Origin of the sequence: Saonia flava, from assembly GCF_011927795.1 — a bacterium.
Taxonomy (GTDB): Bacteria; Bacteroidota; Bacteroidia; order Flavobacteriales; family Flavobacteriaceae; genus Saonia; species Saonia flava.
The window spans coordinates 1,967,660-1,992,585 of sequence record NZ_JAATJJ010000001.1; the positions used below are offsets into that span (position 1 = coordinate 1,967,660).

A 24,926-nucleotide genomic window follows, 5' to 3' on the forward strand; every position below is an offset into this window, starting at 1 on the left:
TAATTATATATTAAATCTATTTTTACCCTGCCATGCCCCATGGACTAAAAATCCACCATAGGATAAGCACTAGAACAATTAAAATAATAGTCAATATTATATCTGTTGACCACTTAAGGCCTGTTCTTTTTGACTTTCTTTGAAAAGTGACCATTTCTAAAACATCATCCGGTTGCGGCTGACTCATTTTACTGACCAGCATCAATACCACTGCACAAAATATAAACAAGAACAAGGCAAAATGTAAAAAATTAATTCCTAAAAACATTCCTAGTATAGAATCATTTTGTACAACTATGGTTCCTTCATTTTTAAGAAACTCCGTTACCAATCTAAAAATACCAATCCCAAAACCTGTCCATAATGCCACAATGGCTCCCCGTGCATTAATCCATTTATAAAGAAGCCCAAAAAGAAAAACCGCAGCTATTGGTGGAGAAATATAAGCTTGCACACTTTGTAGGTAATGAAAAATACCTCCTCCCATAAGTGATTTCATAAAAGGTATCCACCCCAAACTTACTATTACCAAGACAATGGTGGCCAGCTGGCCAAAACGGACCAAGTCCTTTTGAGATGCATTGGGCCTGTATTTTTGATAAAAATCTATGGTCAATAATGTGGAACTAGAATTAAAAGCTGAAGACAAAGAACTCATTAGAGCAGCTAACAATCCTGCAATGGCAAGACCTTTTAATCCCATGGGAAGAAAACCATTGATCATGGCAGGTAAAGCCTGATCGGCATTCTCCATAGAAAAACTTATTTCTCCCTTTTGCAATAAAGCATATGCAATAACGCCAGGAATAAAAAATATAAAAACAGGTAATAATTTTAAATACCCAGCAAAAAGAGCGCCTTTTCTGGCATTACTTACATCTTTAGCCGATAAAGTTCGTTGCACTATGTATTGATCCGTACACCAATACCAAATACCTAGGATAGGTGCTCCAAATAGCATTCCGGTCCATGGATATTCTGTGTCCAACATAGGTCTCCAAAGATTAAAAAACCGTTCAACAGGAGGGTTTTCTGGTAATTCCGAGGCTTGGGAAATAACCTGTATCATTTCATTCCACCCACCTAAATGGTGAAGCCCAAACCACGTAACGGCAATCGTTCCTATTAAAAGTATAACAGCTTGAACCATATCCGTATATATGACCGCTTTTAGCCCACCCAATACGGTATAAAATCCAGTGGCAATAACAGTAATTATGGCTCCCGTCCAAAATGGCACCCCGATAGTTTCGAAAACCAAGGCTCCGGCAAAAATAATAAGAGAAATTTTTGTGATAACATATGCCAAAATTGAAATTACCGATAGATAACTCCTACAGGCTTTTGAATAACGTTTTTCCAGAAATTCTGGCATGGTATATACCCCTGTCCTTAAATAAAAAGGGACAAATACCCACCCTAAGAGAATTAAGACCAGTGCTGCAATAATTTCAAAATTGGCCATGGGCATATTTGCCCTTGCTCCTGCACCAGAAACACCCAAAATAATCTCCGAGCCTATATTGGAAGCAAATAAAGACGCGCCAACAACCAACCAACCTTGGTTCTTTCCTGCTAGGAAATAATCCACTGCCCCCTGAGATTCCGATTTACTTCTAGAAGCCCATTGGGCAATCCAGAGAATTATTACAAAATAAAAAACAATAATGGCGATATCCCAAATGCCGAGGCTTGTTAACATAGTTAGTGATCTGGTTATTAAAATCTTAAATTATACTTACCAAGTTTTTGAACCAAGTAGTTTTTGGCCCAATTCCGATAATTCAGCAGTATCATATTTGGTCTGTTCCCAATTCCTAGGATCTCCTGGAAAAGCATAACCTTCTGGAGCGATGCGATTTTTCCATGAATTTACCCGCCACTCCCTTAATTCTTTGTTGTCTTCTTCTGCCGGCATCATGGAAATATATTGTGCCATACGAACTTTATCCTGAGATTTGTTTGGTCGAATTCCATGAGGTTCCGTACTATTAAAAATCAACAAATCTCCTGCCTCCATTTTCACTTTTACAATTTTGTCCTGTAAATCGGATACATCTGGCTTAAAATGATCTCTATCCTCGGGTTGTGTTAATTTCCATGAATCATAATTTCTATATAACCAGGGAATACATTGAAAACCACCCATATTTTCATCTGTTTGGTCCGCTAATGCCAAAACGCCCTGTACATTTTGAGGCCTTGTCTCTGGATCATAATCCCAATGGATGAATCCCTTATATTCATGCCCTGGACGCATAGGAAAATTTAAGTTGGCCCTATCTATGGTCACCCATAGCTTTTCTGTTCCCCATACATCTACAAAAGCATCATACACTTTTTGCATTTGCCGATTGTTCCATAAATGTTGATGGTTATAAACCTCCACCATTCCAGTGCCTGCTAATTCTTTCATTTGCATTTCTGCACGTGGAGGAGCGTACCAGGTTTCAATATCATTAGGGTCCTTTTCCTCAAATTCCCATAAAAAATCAGCAGTAGCTTGGACCTGTTCTTTTGGGACCGCATTTTTCACTACTATATATCCATTTTGTTTCCAAAATTCCCAATCTGTTTCACTTAAAACTCGCAAGGGTTTTCCATTGGCACGTTCGTTCAAACTTATTTTACTGCTCGTAGCAGTTGATGGGTTCCCCGGAATATCTTCATGGCCCTTATTTGCCATTTCTAATTTAGTTTTCATGCTTTCCAAGTTAATCCTATTTCTAGGGTTCATACTATTTATGATAATGTAAAAGTAAATTTCATACTACTTATCCTTACCCTTGATATTGACCATTATTTGCATTATTTTGATTTTTTTTGTACTATAATTCTATATTATGGTAATTTAGTTAAAATTTAAGGTGAGAATCCAGTTAGAAAACATAAGTCCAGATAGTAAAAGTTCATTCAGGCTATTGCACAACCCAAGGCTCAACCATTTGTTTTTTTGGCATATACATCCAGAGTATGAACTAGTATATATAGAAGGGGCAAACGGTACTCGCCATGTAGGCAGCCACATAGCCCAGTATAAAGAAAGCGACCTAGTTCTTATAGGATCCAATATCCCACACCTTAATTTTGACTATGGTATACAAACAGATTATAAAAAAGAAGTATTACATATTAACCCAACGTTTAAAAACAATGTATTTAATGAGATTTCTGAACTGTCAGAAATATTCCAGCTATTTGAAAGATCACAACATGGCATTGCCTTTACAGGTCTCACTAAAGCAATTGTAGGGGAACGATTAAAAAAACTTCACGCTTTAACACCATTTCAACAATTTTTAGAAATACTTAATATTTTTGAAATTCTATCAACTAGTGATGAGTTTTTTTTGCTCCACGATAATCCAGTGGTAAACAAATACAACAAAAAAGAGCAAGAACGATTGCGGAAAGTTTATGGTTTTATTGATGAACATTACCAAAGAAAAATTGAGGTTGATGAAGTGGCGGCTCTTTGCAATTTAGGAAAATCGGCATTTTGTAGGTACTTTAAAAAAGCAACTGGAAGTACCTTTATCGAGTTTTTGAATCAATATAGAATAGGTCAGGCAAAACGATTATTGTTAATGGGTAAAAATGTAAGCGAAACCTGTTATGAATGTGGTTTCGAAGGTCTTTCTTATTTTAATAGGACCTTTAAGAAGGTAGTTGGTGAAAATCCTTCCAAATTCAAGAAAAAGATTTTAAATAGTTAAATAAAAAAACCGCCTCGAATATAAAATTTCGCGACGGTTTTCAACTAAATAACCAACCAATACCCGTTAGTCGTATAAAACATATATTCCTAACTTTCATTTATTAAAATATTTCAAATATAGTAAGAAAATAATTACAATCTATATATTTCAATATATCCCTCCATTCTTAATAATAGCCCTTTTTTTAATTACTTTTGGTATGGATAACTTTTATCAATGAATAAACAATTGGAGTTTGCGGTCTTAGGTGGTGGTAGTTGGGCAACCGCTTTGGTTAAAATACTTACTGAAAATTTAAGACAGGTAACATGGTATATGCGCAATGAAGATGCTTTGAACCACATAAAAATTGAAAAACATAACCCCAACTATTTAAGCTCTGTAGAATTTAGTACAGATCAACTAAATTTAACAAGCGACATTAATACTGCCGTAAAACATGCAGATATATTGATTTTTGCAATTCCTTCTGCATTTTTGGAAACCGAATTAAAAAAATTATCTGTTTCCCTTAAAGATAAAATCATTTTTTCTGCAATTAAAGGTATCGTTCCAGAAACGGGACTAATTGTTGGCGAGCATTTCAATGAAGTATATGACATTCCCTTTGAAAACATTGGCGTTATAACAGGTCCTTGTCACGCAGAAGAAGTTGCCCTTGAACGCTTGTCTTATCTAACCATTGCTTGCACAGACAAAACAAAGGCCGAATTGGTTGCTAAAAATTTAAGAGGTGATTATATAAAGACCAAAATATCTGATGATATTGTTGGTACGGAATATGCTGCAATGCTCAAAAATATTTATGCCATTGCAGCTGGCATAGCCCATGGATTAGGTTATGGGGATAATTTTCAAAGTGTGCTTATGAGCAATGCCATAAGAGAAATGAAACGGTTTATCGGACGCGTGCATAAAATGAAGCGAAATATTAACAACTCTGCTTATTTAGGCGACCTTTTGGTAACGGGCTACTCAACTTTTAGTAGGAATAGAATGTTTGGAAACATGATAGGTAAAGGTTATACCGTGAAAAGCGCCATGATGGAAATGAGTATGGTAGCTGAAGGGTACTATGCAACTAAAAGTGCACATCTTTTAAACCAAAAACATAAAAAGAAATCCAAAACACCTATAATTGATGCGGTATATAAAATACTATACGAGAACAAATCTCCAAAAAAAATATTTATACAACTTACGGATCAACTAAATTAAGTTCGTCTTATAGAAAAATTGGAGTGCTCCTCAATTGTTTCTTCCAATTCCTTTTTATACACACCTATTGTAGAGTCTTCCAGTTTAAATATTATTTTAAACTCTTCCAGAACGGGGTCGATTAATTTTTTAATATTTTCTATATCAAAATAAAGCCTACCAGTTCTTCTTACGAAAAAGTCCATTGGAGTTAAAACCAATTCATAATCTATACCAAAATGAAGCTCGGCCTTTGCCATTTTAATATATATGTCCTTTTCCTTAATTGAGTTAAAGAATTCCAAAACTGTTTCCGTTTGCTTTCCATATGTAGTGACCAAGAACCATGCGTCATATTCTGTAAAACCGTACTCTTTTATTCTTTCAAATATTTCGGTAATGTATTTTTTTACGTGTTTGTATTTTTTAAAATCGTTTCCACACAATGGGATTTTGTCCGTAGTGCAAGGTTTTAGTTCCATTTCATAATCTTCCTTAATTCTTTTGGAAATTAGGTCAACAGTACGTTCTGCCATTTTTCTATAACCTGTAAGTTTTCCTCCTGCAATACTAATCAGTCCCGTATCGGAAACAAATATCTCGTCCTTTCTAGAAAGTTCAGATGCAGATTTTCCTTCTTCGTGAATCAAAGGCCGTAACCCTGCCCAAGAAGAAATAATATCGCTCATCTCAAGATTAATTTCAGGAAACATATTGTTTACCGCAGATATCAGGTATATAGCATCGGCCATATCTACTGTAATCTTATTTTTATTCTGTGCATAATTTGTATCAGTAGTTCCAATGTATGTCACATTCCCTCTTGGTATGGCAAACATCATACGCCCGTCTGGGATATCAAAATAAACAGATTGCTTTACCGGTAATTTTTTATGTGGAAAAACCAAATGCACCCCTTTTGTTAAATGCAATCTCTTTCCTTGGTTAGATTTATTTACTGTTCGCAACTCATCTACCCAAGGACCTGCTGCATTGATAACATACTTGGAGTTGATATTGAGTTCTAGACCAGAAACAACATCAATTGCTTTAACACCTGCTACAATTTCGTCTTTATAAATAAAATCATTGACTTGTATATAATTTAAAGCAACAACACCATATTTAAGGCTTGTTTTTATGTTCTCAATGGTCAATCTTGCATCATCTGTTCTGTATTCTGCATAATACCCAGCACCCTTTAATATCTTCTTTGGCAGCAAGGGTTCTAATTTAAGGGCTTCTTTTTTTTCAAGCATTTTTCTTTGGTCATCACCTTCTACCTGGGCCAAAATATCATACACCTTAAGACCTATGGATGTCAACCACTTTCCATATGAACCATGTTCTATTAATGGTAGTAACATTTTTTCGGGCAAGACCAAATGGGGTGCCAATTTATGTACAATAGCCCGCTCAGAACCTACTTCCTTTACAAGCCAAAAATCGAACTGTTTTAAATAACGTAATCCTCCATGGATAAGTTTGGTAGATTTACTACTAGTTCCAGATGCAAAATCGCCCTTTTCTACCAAAGCAACTTTTAAACCCCTTGAGGCTGCATCCAAAGCAATTCCACCTCCAGTAATTCCACCGCCAATAACAACAAGGTCATAAACATCCCTTGAGAGTTTCTGAATATTTTTCTCCCTATCTAAGTTTGAAAACCTAATATTTTCTTTCATTCAGCTTCAGATTTAACGAACTCATATTCCCGTTCTACCAGACAGATCCTTGTTTTGTACCATGTGTACCAATCCTTTTTGCCTCTATCCTGTGCAAATTTATGACTCACGTTGGCTTTCCATTTGGCAATATCATCCAAGGTTTCCCAATAACTTATACTTATTCCAATTTCATCGCGAGCGCTTTCAAAATCAATAAAACCAGGCTGTAATCTTGCCAAATCTTCCATTTGTTGCGCCATTTCTGCATACCCATCATCCAAATTTGTTCTTGTATTGGTGAAAATTACAGCATAATAAGATTTAGTATTGCCCATATCAATCTATATATTCTTTTTCAATAAAATAATTGACCAAGGCCTCTTTCATCAATACACTTTGTTCCCCTGCCTTTAAAGCAGGTAATTCTTGCCTTACCTTATAATGTGGCCATTTTTCATCATCGAAAAAATCAAACTCATAATAGCCATAGGGTTCCAATAATCTACATATGGCAATGTGCATTAAGTTTAATTTTTCATCCTTCTTGTATTTCTTGTGGTACTGTCCCAATTCTTGAACGCCCACAAGATAGATAATGGCATCCAACTCCAATATGTCGCCATCGGAAAACTGACCCGACAGCTTCTCAACAAGCTCTTCCCATCTTTCTTTTAACTGTATATCTCTCGCCACTTTTATACTTTTTGAATCCTTTTCAAAGGTACAAATCAAAGTTCTATATTTGCCCAAAAGAATTTGGCATGAACATAATGGATATCATTTTAGGTGTGGTTCTTATTTGGGGGCTATACAAAGGTTTTAAAAATGGGCTTTTGATTGAGGTTGCCGCCATACTTGCCCTTATTGCCGGTATTTATGGGGCTATCCATTTCTCGTATATTGCCGGAGATTACCTTTCCAGAAACATGCAATGGAATGAGCGTTACATTAATACAACTGCATTCATTATTACTTTTATCATCATTGTAATTGCTGTGCATTTTGCTGGAAAATTGCTTACCAAAGTTGCCAATATTGTTTTGTTAGGAGCTATCAACAAAATTGCCGGAGCATTATTTGGCGCTCTCAAAGTCGCCGTTATCCTTGGCGCCGTTCTCATCTTTTTTGACCGATTAAACAACACACTATCCATAGTTTCAGAAGACACAAAAAAAGAATCTATTCTATACGAACCAGTAAAAGAAATTGGAGCTTTTGTTTTTAGTAAAGTATTAAAAAACAAAGAGGATGAAGAGGGTTGATTTCTAATCTCTAATTCTGGAATATCTCATTATAAAACAAATACCGTTTATCGTCTTTTTTTGCATATTATAGTCTAATATGTGCACATTGTCGAAAAAAAAGATGGCTATGTCGAGCGGCTCAATTTTTTTTTAATATTTGTTGTAACGGACAGGTATACACCTATATACCTTTTGAGTTCCCCAACTCAGTATTGACTTTCCTACTTACAAATAGAACATTATATGAAAATGAGATTGCACTATGCTATCCTTGTTTTATTTGTAATTATTTTATGCTCTTGTACAAAAGAGCCTTTGGATGATGCAAATACGATAAGCGTTGAAGCAGTAAATGTTACGGCAGCAGAATCAGAATTATTGACCATTGTAAATGACCATAGAAACACGCTAGGTCAAAATTCCTTGGACTTTAGTGAGGTGGCTTACGAATATGCCAATTTGCACACGGATTATATGATTTCTGTTGGTGCTATTAATCATAATAATTTTGATTCTAGAGCTTCTAAAATTATAGCGGAAGTAAATGCTAAATTGGTGGCTGAAAATGTTGCCAAGGATTATTCTTCTGCATTGGAAGCTTTTGAAAGTTGGTTAAATAGCGCTGACCACCGCAAAACAATGGAAGGAGATTTTACCCATACCGCCGTTAGTGTAAAGAAGAATTCAGAAGGAAAACTATATTTCACACAATTGTTCTACCGATAAAAAAGAATCCTTTAAGCCGTTTTCTTTTCTTAAATTTGATTGTTTGGTTCTTACCAAGAATGTCAAAAAGTAAAGATTATGCCCATACAAACTCCTTTTAATCTAAATAAGTGGATTGAAGAAAACAGGGATACACTAAAACCCCCTGTTGGAAATAAAAACCTCTATAAAGATGCCGGTGACTATATCGTAATGATTGTTGCAGGACCCAATGCCAGAAAAGACTACCATTACAATGAAACGGAGGAGCTTTTCTACCAATTGGAAGGAAACATAGAAGTACACATTCAAGAAGACCGCACCAAAAAAACAATGAAATTAGGACCTGGAGATATGTATCTGCACCCAGCAGGAGTTCCCCATTCACCTGTTCGACATGAAGGCTCCATAGGTTTGGTCATAGAACGTAAACGAACTGACTTGGAAGGAAAAGATGGGTTGCTCTGGTTCTGTGACAACTGCAATAATTTATTGCACGAGGTTTATTTTCCTTTAAATGATATAGAAAAAGACTTTTTGGGGCACTTTAAGAATTTTTACAATTCAAAAGAATTACGCACTTGTAATGATTGTGGTACAGTGATGCCCATGGATAAGCGATTTTTATCAGAAGAATAATAAGGTTACGATGAATATTATAATCAACATATTAATTGGAATTGTAGCCCTTCTTCATCTTTACTTTCTTTGGTTGGAAATGTTTGCATGGACAACAAGGGCCAAAAAAGTATTTAGAAATTTTCCTGCTGACCTATTTGAACCAACAAAAACATTGGCTGCCAATCAAGGATTGTATAATGGGTTTTTGGCAGCAGGTCTCATCTGGTCTTTCTTTATAAATGACGCCTTATGGAAAACCAATATCTCCCTGTTTTTTCTTGGATGTGTTGCAATTGCAGGAATATATGGAGCCTTAACTGCTGACAAAAAAATATTCTTTGTACAGGCACTTCCTGCTTTGCTGGGTATTTTGTTGTTACTTGTTCTTTAATCATAATCCATAAACACTCCGCATAAAACCACTATTAATTTGTAATTTTGTCATAATTACAACATTTCAATTCATAAAAGTTATAAAATGAATATTTCTGCCCTAGATTTTGGAATACAAAAGGCCCTAACGCAATTAGGTATTAAAGATATAAATAATGGGACCTCAACCGGTTCCAACAATTTTGGTTCGGGAGAGCTAATAAAATCTTATTCTCCTGTTGATGGTTCCCTTATTGGCAAAGTAAAAACAACTTCCAAGAAAGATTATGAAAAAACCATGGAAGTTGCCACAGAAGCGTTTAAACAGTGGAGGACAAAACCCGCACCACAAAGAGGGGAAGTCGTTCGTCAATTTGGAGAAAAATTACGAGAACATAAAGACGCACTTGGAAAGTTAGTTTCTTATGAAATGGGAAAATCTTACCAAGAAGGTTTGGGAGAGGTTCAAGAAATGATAGATATCTGTGATTTTGCAGTAGGGCTTTCTAGACAGCTTCATGGACTTACCATGCATTCTGAAAGACCCGGACACCGTATGTACGAACAATATCATTCCCTAGGCGTTGTTGGTATTATATCCGCATTTAACTTTCCTGTGGCAGTATGGGCCTGGAATACGGCCTTAGCTTGGATTTGTGGTGATGTTTGTATTTGGAAACCTTCGGAAAAAACACCTCTTTGTGGAATTGCCTGTCAAAATATTATCGCTGAAGTTCTAAAAGAAAATAATCTTCCCGAAGGCATTTCGTGTCTGATCAATGGGGATTATCAGGTAGGTGAGTATATGACCCAAGACACCAGAATTCCTCTAATATCAGCAACAGGTTCTATAAGAATGGGAAAAATTGTAGCTCAAGCGGTCGCGGCGAGACTAGGAAAATCATTATTGGAACTGGGTGGAAACAATGCTATTATAGTTACCCCTGACGCAGATATTAAAATGACTATCATTGGGGCTGTTTTTGGTGCTGTTGGCACAGCAGGACAACGATGTACATCAACCCGAAGATTGATTATTCATGAATCTCTTTATGACAAAGTAAAAGAAACCTTGGTAAATGCCTACAAGCAACTATCCATTGGCAATCCTTTGGATGAAAAAAACCATATGGGTCCTTTAATTGATGTACAAGCAGTAAAAATGTACGAAAACGCACTGAAAAAACTGGTGGATGAAGGAGGTAAATTAATTGTAGAAGGCGGAACCTTAAAAGGAGAAGGATATGAAAGTGGGTGCTATGTAAAACCCGCTATCGCCGAGGCCAAAAATGAGTATGCTATTGTACAGGAGGAAACTTTTGCCCCCATATTATACCTACTTAAATATAGCGGCGACGTAGAAAATGCCATTGCCATCCAAAACAATGTGGTACAAGGGCTGTCATCTGCTATTATGACCAACAACTTAAGGGAAGCCGAACGCTTTTTATCTGTTTCTGGAAGTGATTGTGGCATTGCCAATGTAAATATTGGAACCAGCGGAGCCGAGATTGGTGGTGCATTCGGTGGTGAAAAAGAAACCGGTGGCGGTCGCGAATCCGGTTCTGATGCTTGGAAGATTTATATGAGAAGGCAGACAAATACCATAAATTACACTACTGAACTTCCCTTGGCACAAGGCATAAAATTCAACCTATAAAAAAAACCCGCAAACTAGATGGAAGAAGTAATAGCGGGTTTTTAATAAACTAAACAAACTAACTCAAATATTTCATAGTTCCTTTTTCAATGCCAGACTTTGCTGGGAGAAATAGGGTTCTATTCTAAATCTTCTACGAAGTACCGTATAATATTCTATTGGACGGCCTATAAAATTATAATTGGTCGTAAATATTGTATATCTGGTCATTTTTATAGTTTTTTTAAAAAATGACCCGTCAACCATTACACTTTAAGGATTGATAATCAATATTTAATGAATACATTTTAACATTTTTAGGTTTTTTTTAATACATTGTGACGTAAACACTAAATCCTTTATTAACAATGACAAAAACAACAACAAATCTGTTGGGAATTTTAATTACAATCCTTGCAGGAACCTATTTCTATATATGCATGTGCAGCGAATGTGGCACAAGTCCTGTAGAAGAAATAGCTCCTGTTGTGGAAGAGGTGATTCCCGAAGCAACGTCCAATCCCTTTGCTTTTAATGATGGGGACTATTCTTACAATGTAAACGATAATTTTAATTTTGATGCATCATCATCAACAATACTTACTCCAATATCCACCAATATTGAAGATGGAATCGAAAGTCTTAAGTCGTTTTTCACTGAAAACGCCAATAAGGTTATCAATATTACCGGATTTTATAAGGATGATGAAACTAATGGTTCTGCTTTCCCAAATTTGGGGTTGGCCAGAGCTAATTCTGTAAAGAATTATTTAGTCTCAAAAGGACTTTCTTCTTCACAAATGAACATATTTGGAGAGGAAATGGATAACATGGTCCCAAAAAACAATACATATCTTGGTCCAATAACATATAGCTTGGACAACAAATCTGAGGATGCAGAAAACCAACTCCAGGCACTATATGATAAAATTAAGGCCAATCCTTTAGTGCTTTATTTTGAAACAGGAGAGGCTTCTATTAACTTAACACCGGAACAAAGACAAAAAGTAGCGGATATTTCCAGGTATTTGGACAAGGTAGAGGGGTCCAGTGCAAAAGTTGTGGGTCATACTGATAACACTGGTAGTAGAACTACTAACATAAATCTTGGCCAGGGACGTGCGGATTTTGCAAAGGCCTATCTTTCCCAGAACGGTATTTCCGAAGCAAAAATTGTCACCTCTTCAGAAGGTCCAGATTCTCCTGTAGCCTCTAATTCTACTGAAGAAGGAAGGTCTAAAAATAGAAGAACTGTTGTTACATTAAACTAAAAACATTAACCATTAAATTATACAATATGAATTTTGATTTTGAAAATATGAACTTTTGGTGCTGGCTAATTCCTTTACTATGCACATTACTTGGAGCCCTTTTTGGTTATTTGTTAGGAAAAGGGAGGGGTACTACTATTGATAATTCTGCTGACCTTAAAGTTTTGACAGATAAAAATGCCAAACTGGAAGCTGATTTGGCCGCTTGCACACAAAAATTGTCGGCTAAAGTTACTGCTGCTCCAGTTAAAGTTAACACCCCGTCGACTAAAAAGACCACTTCTATTAAAGCTCCAGCCGCTTCTTTGGCGGCAGTTCCTTTTGATGCCGATGCAGCAAAAGCCGTTTTTGGAAAGAAAATAAAGCAAGACGATCTTAAACTTGTTGAAGGAATAGGTCCGAAAATAGAAGGATTGTTTCACAACTTTAATATTAAGACATGGAAAGCACTTTCTGAAACTAAAGTTGCAAAATGTCAGGAAGTATTGAACTCTGGTGGTGACCGTTATAAAATTCATGACCCTGCTTCATGGCCTTTACAGGCTAAGATGTGTTATAAGGGCGAATGGAAAAAACTTGCAAAATGGCAAGATGAACACAAAGGTGGAAGACTGTAATAAAAAAACCGGCTCATATGAGCCGGTTTTTTTTATATCATTCCATTTGCTTCGACCCATTTAAATCGATACTGATCCTCAGGAAATTGCATTCGCTCAGAAATTCTTTCCAATCTTGCCGGCAATTTCATTAAGTAGTCCCTAGCCTTTTCAGCCTCATCATTTAAAGCTCTAATCGTTCCTATTTCCCAATAATCGTTAAGCTTACTAAGAATGTCTATGTAATCCTGTGCTGTATAAACTCCAAGTCTTTGTGCGCAATTTGAAAAGTTCTCAAAAGCTGTCCCTATACTTCCACCTGACTCTCTTAAAAAATGCGCTGGCATCACTATTTTTTTCTTCATCATATCTGCAAAGGCAGTCATCATTTGATTTGGGTCATGATCAAAAATTGTTTTTACAAATTCTCTATACGCCAAATGGTGCCTCATTTCATCCCCTGCAATAATGGTACACATTTTTCCAAGTAACTTATTTCCTTGCTTTTTTGCCATTTGACCCACTCTTTTATGGGAAATATTAGTTGCCAATTCCTGAAAGGAAGTGTATACAAAGTTTTTATAGGGGTCTCTATCTGTTCCTATGTCAAAACCATCGGCAATTAAATGTTGTGTTGTTATTTCAACCTCGCGCATATTAACCCTACCTGATAAGTATAGGTATTTGTTGAGCACATCTCCGTGTCTGTTCTCTTCAGCCGTCCACTGACGTACCCATTTGGACCATCCATTTTTATTTTCACCATGTTGATCTATCCCCTCAACATCCATAAGCCATGACTCATATGTGGGCAAAGCTTCTTCTGTAACAGTATCTGCAACCATGGTCACCCAAAAATCATATCCCATTTCCTTGGATTCCTCACGAATCTGTTCCACTTCACTTAAAAACCCTTCATTTTGAGAATCTGGCAAGAAATCTGATGGTTGCCAAATACTCTCAATTGGGGTAAGAAATGATTCTATAAAACCATCCACTTTCCCCTCAATGGCCTTCATTACTTCAATTCTAATATTCTTGGCAGACATACATTGTTTTTTACAAAGGTCGTTTAATTAATGATACAATTCAATTCCTTCCTTTTTCTTTGGGATAAAAAGTATGAACTGGGTCACTTTGCCAAAATTCTTTGGTATTGGCATCCATAATAGTCAAGGGTCCTTTAAATGCCGCCCCAGTATCTATATTCCATACATTGGTAGCGTTTACAGGAACCGTTTCCCCTATCCTTGTCACGGGGGTATGTCCTATGAATATTTCCTTATAGCATTTTAACCGTTTGGGATAATATTTATGGTCTTCCCCCATTTCTGGATGAACGGATAGTGCCAATTCCCACAAGGTTCTATCCCAATAAAAAGTTTTTGTAAAATATTCAGATTCAATCCCTTTAAGATTGGTGAATCCCGCGTGGAGGAACAGTTTTTTATCTGAGTCCAAATGATAATTCAATAAATTTTCATAAAAAGAAAGGTGCTGACCCAATACAGTTTCATCAATTTTTTTATACGAGTTTAACGTTGCCGTTCCTCCATGTGCAAGCCATGTTGGGTTCTCGGCTCTTGTAGTTAACCAATCATAACATAGTTCATCATGGTTGCCTCGAAGAAAGATACAATCATGTGTTTTTCCCAATCCATTTAAAAAATTTATGGTTTCAGCGGCCTCACTCCATCCATCTACATAATCCCCTAAGAAAATCAATTTGTCCTTTTGGGAAACTTGAGCAATCTGCAAAACCTGTTTCAACGCTTTTAATCCAGAATGGATATCTCCTATTACCAGTGTTCTCATTGTGCAAAAATCGCAATAGTTAATATAATTAGAAGTATAATTAGTATTAAGAAAAAGATTTTCCAGAAAGAATAGGGATGTGTACCGCTAATATTTCCAGTTTGGCCGTTAATATAAAAGTGATAATCCTTACCATTATAATTATAAGAGCTTATATAAACTGGAAGCAGAATATGTTTAAATGTTTCATTAGATAATTTAATGTCCGTGTTGTGAATACGCTGGGTGTCCCCACCTATATCTTGCCGAATCCAATTATGGGCAATCCGTTTTGCTTCTTGAAAAGATTGGCGGTGACCATCTTTTAATGAAATTGTATACTTCTCTGTAACAAAACCCGACAAATATTTTGTGTTGAAAATAACCAATTCCTTTAAGTTCCAGTGGGCAATCTGGGAAGGAATATCCCTTCTTTTCTTTTCAGAGGCATTAATCAAGATATCATCTATAAACCCATCCACAGATCCTGATGCATGGGACCATCTAGTCCTTCTTACCTGCCTGGTCTGGGTACCATTTTTGGTCTTATACCTTTGTGTTTCATAATAATAATCCCCGCGCTGGCCTTGGTAAGAGGCATACAATTGCGCATCAAACGTCCAGTAGGGGAGATACAACCCATGTATTCCTTCTGGGTCCAAAGCCGCTCTTTTAAGTTTATCTGGGGCAAACCATATTTTACCTACCCAGTTTTTAAAAATAGTCCTGGCTTTATTGGCATCCATTTGAAATGGAATAAGAGCACCAGGTATAATCCAACCTTCTTTTTCTATATCCTCCTTCACCAAGGGTTCCCCACAATACACGCAAGCCAATGATTTATAGTTTTCCTCGACATGTTGGTTGGCACCACAATTCTTACAATGAAGAAGGTCTATAGTTTCTGTATAAGCATTATCCCCAACAACTTTTAAATAATGGGTAAGTTCCAATTCCTCAAAACTGCTTTTGGTTTGCTCAATAAACTCCTCGTACCCACAGTATTCACATTTTAATTGATGTGAACCAGGTTTAAACCGTAACTCTGCACCACAATTGGCACAAGGTCTTTTCTCTTCTGATTTTTGGGTTTCTTCCATGTATACAAGTTGTCATTCCCATGAAAATAGGAATCCACTACAAAACAAATTACCGAATTTAAACAGTTGGTAAAGGTGGTGGCGTACTTCCTCCCAAAAACGCCTTTAATTCTTCAACCTCACTCAATGCAGTCCAATTTTGCATTCCCTGTTTCCAGATTAAAGAATCTTTGTTTATGGTCCTATTGGCAAAAAGCTCCTTTAGCTTATCAAATGAAACCGGCCCTACTTGTTGTCCATTTACAGCATAATGGTATCCCACTTGTACCGGCATGGGAGGGGGAACCACAGGCCCTTGATTTGACTGTCCTCCAAAAGGCTGTTGCCCTGCATTGGGATTCATCATATTCCCCATTTGTTGGGCCAATACAAAACCCATTCCCATTCCCATTCCAGCTCCCGCAGTACCGCCTTCATTCTTGGCAGCTTCTTCCATGGCTTTAGCAGCTTTGAACTGTGCCAGTTTGGCCATATCCAACTTATCCAATCTACTGTACTCAAAGATTTCTTTTTTAAGCTCCTCCGGCATGGAAACATTTTCAATATAGAATTTCTCTAATTCTATCCCCACTCTACCAAACTCTGGTTGCATAACTTCTTGACAAGTTTCGGATAACTCGGATGTATTAGCTGCGTATAGTTCTATTGGCAGGTTTGCCTCACCCACAGTATCTGTGAAACGGGTAACGATTAAACTTTTTAGATGTTCATTTACTTCATAATTGGTAAAATTTCCATCTGTACCAACAACATCAATCACAAATTTTCCGGCATCGCTTATTCTAAAGCTATATGTTCCAAAAGCACGTATTTCCGTCAATCCAAAACGCTCGTCACTCAACATAACCGGGTTTTTTGTCCCCCATTTTTCATCTGTAAATAATCGTGTGTTTACAAAATATACTTCGGCCTTAAAAGGGCTATCAAAACCATATTTCCATCCTTTCAATGTTGTTAAAATCGGTAGATTTTTAGTATTAAGCGTATAAGTTCCAGGAGTAAAAACATCTGCTAGTTGCCCTTCGTTCACAAACACGGCAGTTTGTCCTTCCCTAACAATAAGCTTGGCGTTGTTCTTTATTTCATTTTGGTAGCGCTCAAAACGATGGACAATGGTATCATTGGTATTGTCCATCCACTCGATAATATCTATAAATTCATGGCTGAGCTTCTTTTTTATTTCGTCAAATAAGTTCATTTTAGTCGTGTTTATAATTTTTAAAAAGGTACTAATTTTAGGTTTAATAGCTAATTATTTGATGTAAAGTTTTGGCTTGGCTTTGTATTTCTAACTACCTTCGGGCATCTTTTAATAAATATGACAAATAAGGTATTTTGTATAGGTGAACTTTTAATAGATTTTGTTGCCGAAAACCAAGGAAGTGATTTGTCCAAAGCAACTCTATTTACCAAAAAAGCGGGTGGAGCACCTGCAAATGTTGCCTGCGCCATAGCGAAATTGGGGGGCAAAAGTTATTTTGTGGGTTGTGTAGGAAAAGACCCTTTTGGCACCTTTTTACTTGATGTTCTAGAAAAAAACGATGTGGATATTTCATTGGCCCAACAATCCAAGACCTTTACCACATTGGCATACGTTTCTATAGCAGAAGATGGGGAGCGCGACTTTGTTTTTAGCAGGGGTGCGGACAAGGAGTTAAAATATGACTCATCCCTAAAAAAGGATTTTAAGGATAGTCTAATTCATTTTGGTGCAGCCACGGCTTTTTTGGGTGGTAAGTTGGAAGAGGCATATGGGCGATATTATTTTGACGCACTTACACAAGAAGCCTTCATAAGCTTTGATCCAAATTTTAGAAGCGACCTTTGGAAGGACGATGAAGCAACTTTTATTAAAAAATGCCTAATATTTATTGAAAAAGCACATTTATGTAAGTTTAGCTTGGAAGAAGCATTGATTATTTCCGGAAAAGAAACCATTAATGATGCTTGTGACCATCTACATGAAACCGGCGCAAAAATTATTGCAGTTACTTTAGGTGGTCAAGGCACCTACATTAGTGCCCCTAGCCTAAAATTGACCGTGCCAAGTATTAAGGTAAAGCCTGTGGATACCACGGGTGCAGGGGACGCTTTTATTGGATGTCTGTTACAACAAATTGCAACTTTGAACAGTCCTTTTGATATTTTGGAAAACAACCAATTATTGCTTAAAATGGTGACAAAGGCCAATAAAGCAGGGGCTCTTACAACAACGGGCTATGGAGCCATAGATTCTTTGCCCGCAAAAGAGCAATTAGATTAATTATACTGTACCTTTCTTATTACCCGTAAAGATTCTTTTAAAGACTGATATATTTTTTCATTCTGTTTCTTAAGAACAGGTCTAGCCTTGGCCATTCTGTCTTTTGCCTCTTCAAAGCCATTTAAAAAACAGATTAAATAGGTAGCTGGCAAAAGCTTTAAATCCATTTTTTCAGATGGATTGAGGTCTATGTTTTTGGTAAGCTTTGCCAACAATGCATTGTTGGCATTTAGAATATGGTGTAATGTTTTTTTATCATACTGAGGTGGTTCAAAAATTAGATTGCTCTTAATGTTGTAGGTTCCATTTTCTGAAAAAGTAATAACCACTTTTTCCAACGGATAATATTTTTGTTGTGCTCCCAATCCCAATTGTACATATTCAATAGTAGTAAAAGAGTCGTCATCATAAGAAATAGTTACCTCATCTAGAGCAGAATAAAACAATTTTACTTGCTCATTTATCAATTCTATATCCACTCTGGAGTAATATTCCTGTTTCTTTACCTTTTTAAGGTTTCCTGCCCAACAAACCACAAATTGCTCCTTAAAAACCTTGTAATTACTGGATAAGTCACGATGTCTATTATTGATAAAATCTATGACTCCATCTAGAGTAAATTCAATGTTGTTGCGGGCGTGTTGCTCAATGGTTGCGACAGTTGAGGAGTTAATGTCCTTCATTTCAATATCAAAAACCTTGGGCATACTAATACTTCCTTCCCTAAAAAAAACCGACCCTCCATAATACTTCCAAATATTTCTTCTTAGGGAACATATTTTTCCATTGGATTTTATAGTGACCAACCCTACTACCTTACCATCGCGTAATTGAGGAAATGGAATGTTTTCATAGGAAATTAAAGGCGGGTTATCCAAATAGGCATTTACCAGGTTTTGTATTTTGCTATCATCAAAAAAATCGACACCAACTATTTTGTTGTCTTCATCCTCTACCCCAATTACGATAAACGAGTTGTTTTTAGGGTTACTGTTGGCCAGAGCACAAACATGTTTTAAAAACTTCCCCTTGCCCTCTTTTTGACCAATATCAATAAATCGCTTTTTGTCGTAAAAACTATTTTCATCATTATGTGCCAGAAGGTTTTTTACAAGTAGGCGTTTATTAATCATATCGTTTTGTTCACAATGGTACTACTTGCCTGTGCTGTGGACATAACAACTAAATCCGCAATATTAACATGATAGGGACGGGTGACAACAAAATGGATGATCTCTGCTATATCCTCAGGTTTTAGTGGCTGAAAACCTTTATAGACATTATCGGCACGTTCTGTATCACCTTTAAAACGAACGGTACTAAATTCCGTTTCTACCATTCCTGGGTTTACTGCGCCCACACGAATTCCATGTTTATTTAAATCTATTCGCATAGCCTGGTTTAATGCATCCACAGCATGTTTGCTTGCGCAATACACATTTCCATTTGGGTATACCTCCTTTCCTGCGGTGGAACCAATATTGATAATGTGCCCAGCTCCTTTTTCTACCATTTTTGGAAAAATGGATTTGGATATGTAAAGCAATCCTTTCACATTAATGTCCAACATAGCATCCCAATCATCCGTATTGCCATCTTGTATGGGCTCTAAACCATGGGCATTTCCAGCATTATTGATTAATATATCAATATCTGAAAAATCATTGGGCAACGACTCAATGGCCTTGAACACATCTTCTTTTTTCCTAATATCAAAGTTTAAGGTGTGTATCCTAGTGAATGGTGAAAGTTTCTTTTGTAATTGCTCGAGCCTATCCTTTCGCCTACCACAGAGAATCAATTTTATACCACTTTTGGCAAACAATTCCGCGGTTGATTTTCCTATGCCGCTTGTTGCCCCGGTAATTAATGCCGTTTTTTCTTTCATTTCTATAAATCTATTACTTTTCTGTAAGTCTCAGGTAATTAACTATTAACTCTCCAAATTTCCACAAAACAAGTATTTTTATATCTTGTATCCATAGTATGTGAAAATAAAAAATAAATCCCTTAAAGCATTCATAAAACTTGGGCCTTTATCAGTTTTTTAACCAATTATTAACAGCGCATGAGTAAATAAATTTTCATTTTGCACTTTATTAAAATGCTTACTTAATTTGCGTAAAATTTAACTACAATCTGTATGGAAGAAAATACAACAATTGATATTAGTGCGGTGAATGAGAAAATCGCTAAAGAAAGTGCTTTTATCGACCTTCTTGTATTGGAAATGAACAAAGTCATTGTGGGCCAAAAGCACATGGTGGAAAGACTTTTAATAGGCCTTTTGGGGCAGGGACATATCCTTTTGGAAGGGGTTCCTGGACTTGCAAAAACATTGGCCATTAATACCTTGGCAAAAGCTGTGAAAGGTACTTTTAGCAGAATCCAGTTTACACCAGATTTATTGCCCGCAGATGTTGTGGGAACTATGATATATAATATCAAGGAGAACGACTTCTCCATTAAAAAAGGACCCATATTTGCCAACTTTGTACTGGCAGATGAGATAAATAGGGCTCCTGCGAAAGTACAATCTGCTCTTTTGGAGGCCATGCAGGAAAAACAGGTTACAATTGGTGATGAAACTTTTATTTTAGACAAGCCTTTTTTGGTAATGGCAACACAAAATCCTGTAGAACAAGAGGGAACTTATCCTTTGCCTGAAGCACAGGTTGACAGGTTTATGCTAAAAACAGTCATAGATTATCCCAAATTGAACGAAGAGCAATTGATTATACGTCAAAATCTTAAAGGAGCTTACGAGGAAGTAAAACCTGTGGTAACCACAAAACAGATTCTATCGGCCCAAAAAGCGGTTAGAGAGGTCTATATGGATGAAAAAATTGAAAAATACATCCTTGATATTGTTTTTGCGACCCGTTATCCTGAAAAGTACAATTTAGAAAACTTAAAACCTCTTATAAGTTTTGGTGCATCGCCGCGTGGTAGTATCAACTTGGCAAATGCTGCTAAATGCTATGCCTTTATTAAGAGAAGGGGATATGTAGTGCCAGAGGATGTTAGGGCCATTGTCCATGATGTACTGCGCCACAGAATTGGCATTACTTACGAGGCTGAAGCAGAAAATATTACTTCAGAAGAAATCATTAATAAGATTGTAAACGAAATTGAAGTGCCATAGGAAACTCCCTGCTGAGAGGTTGATTTTTTTTTTACAACCTACAACTAATGGCCTATAATTGTTTACAAAGAAATGGATACTAAAGAATTACTAAAAAAAGTCCGTAAGATCGAGATAAAGACCAGGCGTCTTTCCGATCATATTTTTGGAGGGGAATATCATTCCACCTTCAAAGGGCGTGGCATGACCTTTAGTGAAGTACGCCAGTACCAATATGGTGATGATGTAAGGAGTATTGATTGGAATGTTACCGCGCGATACAACGAACCCTATATCAAAGTTTTTGAGGAAGAACGGGAATTGACCATGATGTTGATGGTGGATGTAAGCGGTTCGGAACTTTTTGGATCCAGCAATCAATTTAAAAAAGAGATTATCACAGAGATTTCTGCCACTTTAGCTTTTTCAGCCATGCAGAACAATGATAAAGCAGGTCTTATTTTGTTTTCTGATGAGGTAGAACTTTTTATTCCACCTAAAAAAGGAAAAAGTCATGTGCTTAGAATTATTAGGGAGTTACTGGAGTTTAAACCAAAAAGCAACAAAACAGATATTGCTGAGGCCCTAAAGTACCTAACAAGTGTTATGAAAAAGAAAGCCATTGTATTTGTGCTTTCGGATTTTATAGCTGAGGATTATGAACGGACTTTAAAAATCACTGGCAACAAACATGATGTTACTGGGATTAGGGTCTATGATCAAAGAGAGGAAAATATTCCCAATCTGGGCATGGTACAAATGTTGGATGCAGAAACAGGTGCTATACAATTGGTAAACACACAATCCAAAAAGGTACGCCAAGCCTATGGGAAATATCATAAGGAGAGGGTAGATTACTTTACAGAAACCTTTACAAAATCTGGTTGTGGCTCACTTAGTTGCCGTGTTGATGAAAGTTATGTAAAAAAACTATTGGGATATTTTAAAAGAAGAGGATAAGTTAATGAATAACGAAAAGTTGATAATGAAGAATTGTTTATCCTGCCAAGTATGGGGCGGAGTACTTTTTATTATTTTTTTTCTAAGTTCTTATTTCTCCTTTGCGCAAGTTTCTTCAGAAATTGATACCACTTATATAAAAATTGGGGAACAAATTAAATATACGATAACCGTAGAAGCGGATTCTACCGATACCGTATTCTTCCCAGAAGAACAAACCTTTTCGCCCTTAGAAATGGTGGAAGCTTTAGCCATTGACACCACTAGAAAACAGAATAGGGTGACATTACAAAGAATTTATGCCCTTACCCAATTTGATTCTGGAGCTTATACTATTCCACCACAAAGAATTGCCATTAATGAGAAGCCTTACTTAACAGATTCCGTTAGAGTAAATGTGGCCACTGTTCCAGTGGATACCATTGCCCAAAAAATGTATGACATTAAACCACTTATTAATGTAGACAAAAGTAATTTGGAGCTCTGGAAAACCCTTTTATGGATTCTCATTCCATTATTAATTATTATAGGGCTCATTTATTGGTTTGTCCTTAGAAAAAAGCCCTTGTCTGAAAAAGAAAAAGAAGCCTTATTACCTCCTTTTGACAGAGCTTTATTAGAACTAAAGCGTTTGGAAAGTTCTAAATATTTAATTCAAGATGAATACAAACAATACTATTCTGAACTTACAGATATTGTTCGCTCCTATTTGGAAGAAGATGTTCATGTTTCCGCTCTGGAAAGTACAACGGACCAATTAATTGATAGGTTGGAAATGCTAAAGGATGCAGGGGAATTGGATTTAGAGGAAGAAACCATTCAGCAATTTAAACAAATACTACAAACTGCGGATTTAGTAAAATTTGCCAAGTCCAAACCACCAACATCAGTAGCCGAGCAAGATAGAAAAGCAGTAGAGCAGATTGTTATTAAAACCCACGAGGCTTTGCCAGAACCCAATGAAGAAGAATTACTACAAAACGAAGAGTATTTGGAAGAGCTTGCAAAAAAACAGCAAAGAAAAAAATGGTTTGTTGCGGCAGGCATTGTAACAGGTGTGCTTTTTTTTACAATGGCAAATGCCATTGTAAAATACGGTTTTACCTATGTAAAAGACACCGTTTTTGGCCATCCCACTAAAGAATTATTGGAAGGGGAATGGGTATCCAGTTCCTATGGTTTTCCTCCAGTAAGTCTTGAAACGCCTGAGGTTCTTTTAAGGCAAGAGGTGAAATTACCTCCAGAGGCAAAAGCTACTGTAAAGGAATTGCAAACCTTTATGTACCGCAATGCTGATGCCTTGTTTACCGTTGCCACCACTTCTACTTCTTTTATGGAAGAGGTAGAACCAGATTTTGAGAAAACCGTAGAACAGCTTCTTAAAAATTTTGAGGATAAAGGAGCTAAAAACATAATTACCAAACAGGAGGAATTTAACACCATTACAGGCACAAAAGGTTTAAAAACATTTGGTTCTGGGAATTTTTCTGTACCAGAATCCAAGGAGCTTATTAAAGGAAAATATGTCATTCTAAGTTTTGGTGGCAAAGGTTTTCAACAACAAATATTGATTTCTTGGTTAGATGGTGACACCTATGCCGAGGAGATTGTTGATAGGATATTACAATCTATAGAAGTAAAAAACGAAGTTTAAATGTTTAAAGATATTTCATTTGCAAACCCACAGTTCTTTTGGTTGTTTTTATTACTTCCATTGGCTTTGTTATGGTATTTTTTTAAACACAATGAAGAGTCTGCCTCTCTTAAAATCTCAAGCATAAAAGGATTTACCGTCAATAATATTCTTCCCAAATTAAAACCTCTTTTGTTAATATTAAGATTAGTGGCTTTAGCTGCAATCATAACGGCTTTAGCCCGTCCGCAAACAGAAGATATTTCTACTAGAACAAAAACCACTAAGGGAATAGATATCGTCATGGCCATAGATGTTTCTTCCAGTATGTTGGCTCGTGATTTAAAACCTAATAGACTAGCTGCCCTTAAGGAAGTGGCAGCAGATTTTATTCGACAACGCCCCAATGACAGAATAGGAGTGGTGGCCTATGCGGGAGAAAGCTACACCAAGACACCCATTACCAGTGATAAATCCATTGTCTTAAATGCCCTGAAGGAAATTACTTATGGACAATTAAATGACGGTACAGCTATTGGTATGGGCTTAGCAACATCCGTAAATAGGCTAAAAGAAAGCAAAGCCATTAGCAAAGTGATTATACTTTTAACCGATGGAGTAAACAATTCTGGTTTTATAGAACCGCAAACGGCAGCAGATTTAGCCGTAGAGTTTAATATAAAAACATATACCATAGGTCTGGGAACAAATGGAAATGCACTCTCTCCTGTAGCATACAATGCAGATGGTTCTTTTAGATATGGAATGAGACAAGTAGAAATTGATGAAGATTTGTTAAAGAATATTGCCGAGGTTACTGGCGGGCAATATTTTAGGGCAACGGACAATGAGAAACTGGAGGAAATCTATGACGAAATAAACAAGCTGGAAAAAACCGAAGTAGAAGAGTTCAAATATTATAAGTACGAGGAAAAGTTTAGACCTTGGGTGCTTTTGGCAGGAGCTTTGCTAATATTAGAATGGCTCCTTAGAAACACCTTATTTAGAAGTTTTATATAAA

Annotated in this window: 26 protein-coding genes; 14 read left to right on the plus strand and 12 right to left on the minus strand. The window is 36.5% G+C overall.

From position 1 onward, the window contains the following. Nucleotides 1–22 precede the first annotated feature (22 nt). The gene (locus GGR42_RS08615) at nt 23–1,702 is read right to left on the minus strand and encodes a sodium:solute symporter (RefSeq protein WP_167962877.1); all 1,680 of its coding nucleotides are present in this window, start codon (nt 1,700–1,702) and stop codon (nt 23–25) included. A 36-nt stretch (nt 1,703–1,738) separates the two neighbouring features. Beyond that, the gene (locus GGR42_RS08620) at nt 1,739–2,704 is read right to left on the minus strand and encodes a phytanoyl-CoA dioxygenase family protein (protein WP_167962879.1); all 966 of its coding nucleotides are present in this window, start codon (nt 2,702–2,704) and stop codon (nt 1,739–1,741) included. Nucleotides 2,705–2,867: 163 nt separating this feature from the next. Between GGR42_RS08620 and GGR42_RS08625 the strand changes: the two genes are divergently transcribed. Together GGR42_RS08625 and GGR42_RS08630 are read left to right on the plus strand one after the other, a co-directional pair. Then, complete coding sequence (locus GGR42_RS08625) at nt 2,868–3,716, plus strand: helix-turn-helix domain-containing protein (RefSeq protein WP_167962881.1); 849 nt, start codon at nt 2,868–2,870, stop codon at nt 3,714–3,716. Nucleotides 3,717–3,935: 219 nt separating this feature from the next. Then, on the plus strand, nt 3,936–4,937 hold the full coding sequence (locus GGR42_RS08630) for an NAD(P)H-dependent glycerol-3-phosphate dehydrogenase (RefSeq protein ID WP_167962883.1): 1,002 nt from the start codon (nt 3,936–3,938) through the stop codon (nt 4,935–4,937). Here the strand turns inward: GGR42_RS08630 and GGR42_RS08635 are convergent. The 3 genes from GGR42_RS08635 to GGR42_RS08645 are packed head-to-tail and all read right to left on the minus strand — an operon-like array spanning nt 4,934 to nt 7,276. Beyond that, entirely contained in the window at nt 4,934–6,601 is a 1,668-nt protein-coding gene (locus GGR42_RS08635; RefSeq protein WP_167962885.1) for a glycerol-3-phosphate dehydrogenase/oxidase, read from the minus strand. The two genes, GGR42_RS08630 and GGR42_RS08635, sit on opposite strands and share 4 nt — an antisense overlap. After that, nucleotides 6,598–6,918: an antibiotic biosynthesis monooxygenase family protein gene (locus GGR42_RS08640; RefSeq protein ID WP_167962887.1), complete on the minus strand. Its 321-nt coding sequence runs from the start codon at nt 6,916–6,918 to the stop codon at nt 6,598–6,600. Before GGR42_RS08640 ends, GGR42_RS08635 begins: the two co-directional genes overlap by 4 nt. A gap of 1 nt (nt 6,919) precedes the next feature. After that, nucleotides 6,920–7,276: a hypothetical protein gene (locus GGR42_RS08645; protein ID WP_167962889.1), complete on the minus strand. Its 357-nt coding sequence runs from the start codon at nt 7,274–7,276 to the stop codon at nt 6,920–6,922. Between the two features lie 68 nt (nt 7,277–7,344). Here GGR42_RS08645 and GGR42_RS08650 point away from each other — a divergent pair, with 68 nt between their 5' ends. From GGR42_RS08650 to amaB, 5 genes are all read left to right on the plus strand, one after another. Next, nucleotides 7,345–7,845: a CvpA family protein gene (locus GGR42_RS08650; protein WP_167962891.1), complete on the plus strand. Its 501-nt coding sequence runs from the start codon at nt 7,345–7,347 to the stop codon at nt 7,843–7,845. Between the two features lie 225 nt (nt 7,846–8,070). Beyond that, nucleotides 8,071–8,553, plus strand: coding sequence for a CAP domain-containing protein (locus tag GGR42_RS08655; RefSeq protein ID WP_167962893.1), 483 nt, complete (start codon nt 8,071–8,073; stop codon nt 8,551–8,553). Between the two features lie 78 nt (nt 8,554–8,631). Continuing rightward, nucleotides 8,632–9,171 (plus strand): 3-hydroxyanthranilate 3,4-dioxygenase, encoded by a 540-nt coding sequence (locus GGR42_RS08660; RefSeq protein WP_167962895.1) that lies wholly within the window; start codon nt 8,632–8,634, stop codon nt 9,169–9,171. Between the two features lie 10 nt (nt 9,172–9,181). Further along, nucleotides 9,182–9,544 (plus strand): DUF1304 domain-containing protein, encoded by a 363-nt coding sequence (locus tag GGR42_RS08665; protein WP_167962897.1) that lies wholly within the window; start codon nt 9,182–9,184, stop codon nt 9,542–9,544. A gap of 87 nt (nt 9,545–9,631) precedes the next feature. Beyond that, nucleotides 9,632–11,185, plus strand: coding sequence for an L-piperidine-6-carboxylate dehydrogenase (amaB, locus tag GGR42_RS08670; RefSeq protein WP_167962899.1), 1,554 nt, complete (start codon nt 9,632–9,634; stop codon nt 11,183–11,185). A 72-nt stretch (nt 11,186–11,257) separates the two neighbouring features. Here the strand turns inward: amaB and GGR42_RS08675 are convergent, their stop codons facing one another. Continuing rightward, complete coding sequence (locus tag GGR42_RS08675) at nt 11,258–11,395, minus strand: hypothetical protein (protein WP_167962901.1); 138 nt, start codon at nt 11,393–11,395, stop codon at nt 11,258–11,260. A 137-nt stretch (nt 11,396–11,532) separates the two neighbouring features. On the opposite strand from GGR42_RS08675, the gene GGR42_RS08680 reads away from it, so the two are divergent. Further along, nucleotides 11,533–12,435, plus strand: coding sequence for an OmpA family protein (locus GGR42_RS08680; RefSeq protein WP_167962903.1), 903 nt, complete (start codon nt 11,533–11,535; stop codon nt 12,433–12,435). Nucleotides 12,436–12,461: 26 nt separating this feature from the next. Further along, complete coding sequence (locus GGR42_RS08685) at nt 12,462–13,052, plus strand: hypothetical protein (RefSeq protein ID WP_245201417.1); 591 nt, start codon at nt 12,462–12,464, stop codon at nt 13,050–13,052. 32 nt (nt 13,053–13,084) lie between these two features. Here GGR42_RS08685 and GGR42_RS08690 read toward each other — a convergent pair whose 3' ends face one another. Genes GGR42_RS08690 through GGR42_RS08705 form a run of 4 tightly spaced genes read right to left on the minus strand, consistent with a single transcriptional unit; the run spans nt 13,085 to nt 17,123 of the window. Further along, on the minus strand, nt 13,085–14,080 hold the full coding sequence (locus GGR42_RS08690) for an acyl-ACP desaturase (protein WP_167962905.1): 996 nt from the start codon (nt 14,078–14,080) through the stop codon (nt 13,085–13,087). A gap of 40 nt (nt 14,081–14,120) precedes the next feature. After that, nucleotides 14,121–14,846: a metallophosphoesterase gene (locus tag GGR42_RS08695; RefSeq protein WP_167962907.1), complete on the minus strand. Its 726-nt coding sequence runs from the start codon at nt 14,844–14,846 to the stop codon at nt 14,121–14,123. Next, on the minus strand, nt 14,843–15,925 hold the full coding sequence (locus tag GGR42_RS08700) for a DNA helicase PriA (RefSeq protein ID WP_167962909.1): 1,083 nt from the start codon (nt 15,923–15,925) through the stop codon (nt 14,843–14,845). The genes GGR42_RS08695 and GGR42_RS08700 overlap by 4 nt, the downstream gene beginning before the upstream one ends. Nucleotides 15,926–15,983: 58 nt before the next feature. After that, nucleotides 15,984–17,123: an SPFH domain-containing protein gene (locus GGR42_RS08705; protein ID WP_167962911.1), complete on the minus strand. Its 1,140-nt coding sequence runs from the start codon at nt 17,121–17,123 to the stop codon at nt 15,984–15,986. Nucleotides 17,124–17,243: 120 nt separating this feature from the next. Between GGR42_RS08705 and GGR42_RS08710 the strand changes: the two genes are divergently transcribed. Next, complete coding sequence (locus GGR42_RS08710; RefSeq protein ID WP_167962913.1) at nt 17,244–18,188, plus strand: carbohydrate kinase family protein; 945 nt, start codon at nt 17,244–17,246, stop codon at nt 18,186–18,188. On the opposite strand, the gene GGR42_RS08715 is transcribed toward GGR42_RS08710, so the two are convergent. Together GGR42_RS08715 and GGR42_RS08720 are read right to left on the minus strand one after the other, a co-directional pair. Beyond that, complete coding sequence (locus GGR42_RS08715) at nt 18,185–19,321, minus strand: ATP-binding protein (protein WP_167962915.1); 1,137 nt, start codon at nt 19,319–19,321, stop codon at nt 18,185–18,187. The two genes, GGR42_RS08710 and GGR42_RS08715, sit on opposite strands and share 4 nt — an antisense overlap. Beyond that, nucleotides 19,318–20,076: an SDR family NAD(P)-dependent oxidoreductase gene (locus GGR42_RS08720; RefSeq protein WP_167962917.1), complete on the minus strand. Its 759-nt coding sequence runs from the start codon at nt 20,074–20,076 to the stop codon at nt 19,318–19,320. Before GGR42_RS08720 ends, GGR42_RS08715 begins: the two co-directional genes overlap by 4 nt. A 255-nt stretch (nt 20,077–20,331) precedes the next feature. Here GGR42_RS08720 and GGR42_RS08725 point away from each other — a divergent pair, with 255 nt between their 5' ends. The 4 genes from GGR42_RS08725 to GGR42_RS08740 all read left to right on the plus strand — a co-directional run bounded on the left by GGR42_RS08725 (nt 20,332) and on the right by GGR42_RS08740 (nt 24,925). Further along, nucleotides 20,332–21,333, plus strand: a complete 1,002-nt coding sequence (locus GGR42_RS08725; RefSeq protein ID WP_167962919.1) for an AAA family ATPase — start codon at nt 20,332–20,334, stop codon at nt 21,331–21,333. A 72-nt stretch (nt 21,334–21,405) separates the two neighbouring features. Beyond that, complete coding sequence (locus GGR42_RS08730) at nt 21,406–22,272, plus strand: DUF58 domain-containing protein (protein WP_167962921.1); 867 nt, start codon at nt 21,406–21,408, stop codon at nt 22,270–22,272. A gap of 25 nt (nt 22,273–22,297) precedes the next feature. After that, on the plus strand, nt 22,298–23,926 hold the full coding sequence (locus tag GGR42_RS08735; RefSeq protein WP_245201418.1) for a BatD family protein: 1,629 nt from the start codon (nt 22,298–22,300) through the stop codon (nt 23,924–23,926). Further along, nucleotides 23,927–24,925 carry a vWA domain-containing protein gene (locus tag GGR42_RS08740; RefSeq protein WP_167962925.1) on the plus strand — a complete coding sequence of 333 codons (999 nt, stop codon included), beginning with the start codon at nt 23,927–23,929 and terminating at the stop codon, nt 24,923–24,925. The last annotated feature ends 1 nt before the right edge of the window (nt 24,926 follow it).

Coding starts and splice junctions, on each gene's coding strand:
- GGR42_RS08615 (WP_167962877.1), bottom strand. CDS start 1,702: ATGTTAACAAGCCTCGGCATTTGGGATATCGCCATTATTGTTTTTTAT.
- GGR42_RS08620 (WP_167962879.1), bottom strand. CDS start 2,704: ATGAAAACTAAATTAGAAATGGCAAATAAGGGCCATGAAGATATTCCG.
- GGR42_RS08630 (WP_167962883.1), top strand. CDS start 3,936: ATGAATAAACAATTGGAGTTTGCGGTCTTAGGTGGTGGTAGTTGGGCA.
- GGR42_RS08635 (WP_167962885.1), bottom strand. CDS start 6,601: ATGAAAGAAAATATTAGGTTTTCAAACTTAGATAGGGAGAAAAATATT.
- GGR42_RS08640 (WP_167962887.1), bottom strand. CDS start 6,918: ATGGGCAATACTAAATCTTATTATGCTGTAATTTTCACCAATACAAGA.
- GGR42_RS08650 (WP_167962891.1), top strand. CDS start 7,345: ATGAACATAATGGATATCATTTTAGGTGTGGTTCTTATTTGGGGGCTA.
- GGR42_RS08655 (WP_167962893.1), top strand. CDS start 8,071: ATGAAAATGAGATTGCACTATGCTATCCTTGTTTTATTTGTAATTATT.
- GGR42_RS08660 (WP_167962895.1), top strand. CDS start 8,632: ATGCCCATACAAACTCCTTTTAATCTAAATAAGTGGATTGAAGAAAAC.
- GGR42_RS08665 (WP_167962897.1), top strand. CDS start 9,182: ATGAATATTATAATCAACATATTAATTGGAATTGTAGCCCTTCTTCAT.
- amaB (WP_167962899.1), top strand. CDS start 9,632: ATGAATATTTCTGCCCTAGATTTTGGAATACAAAAGGCCCTAACGCAA.
- GGR42_RS08675 (WP_167962901.1), bottom strand. CDS start 11,395: ATGACCAGATATACAATATTTACGACCAATTATAATTTTATAGGCCGT.
- GGR42_RS08680 (WP_167962903.1), top strand. CDS start 11,533: ATGACAAAAACAACAACAAATCTGTTGGGAATTTTAATTACAATCCTT.
- GGR42_RS08685 (WP_245201417.1), top strand. CDS start 12,462: ATGAATTTTGATTTTGAAAATATGAACTTTTGGTGCTGGCTAATTCCT.
- GGR42_RS08690 (WP_167962905.1), bottom strand. CDS start 14,080: ATGTCTGCCAAGAATATTAGAATTGAAGTAATGAAGGCCATTGAGGGG.
- GGR42_RS08695 (WP_167962907.1), bottom strand. CDS start 14,846: ATGAGAACACTGGTAATAGGAGATATCCATTCTGGATTAAAAGCGTTG.
- GGR42_RS08700 (WP_167962909.1), bottom strand. CDS start 15,925: ATGGAAGAAACCCAAAAATCAGAAGAGAAAAGACCTTGTGCCAATTGT.
- GGR42_RS08705 (WP_167962911.1), bottom strand. CDS start 17,123: ATGAACTTATTTGACGAAATAAAAAAGAAGCTCAGCCATGAATTTATA.
- GGR42_RS08710 (WP_167962913.1), top strand. CDS start 17,244: ATGACAAATAAGGTATTTTGTATAGGTGAACTTTTAATAGATTTTGTT.
- GGR42_RS08715 (WP_167962915.1), bottom strand. CDS start 19,321: ATGATTAATAAACGCCTACTTGTAAAAAACCTTCTGGCACATAATGAT.
- GGR42_RS08720 (WP_167962917.1), bottom strand. CDS start 20,076: ATGAAAGAAAAAACGGCATTAATTACCGGGGCAACAAGCGGCATAGGA.
- GGR42_RS08725 (WP_167962919.1), top strand. CDS start 20,332: ATGGAAGAAAATACAACAATTGATATTAGTGCGGTGAATGAGAAAATC.
- GGR42_RS08730 (WP_167962921.1), top strand. CDS start 21,406: ATGGATACTAAAGAATTACTAAAAAAAGTCCGTAAGATCGAGATAAAG.
- GGR42_RS08735 (WP_245201418.1), top strand. CDS start 22,298: ATGAAGAATTGTTTATCCTGCCAAGTATGGGGCGGAGTACTTTTTATT.
- GGR42_RS08740 (WP_167962925.1), top strand. CDS start 23,927: ATGTTTAAAGATATTTCATTTGCAAACCCACAGTTCTTTTGGTTGTTT.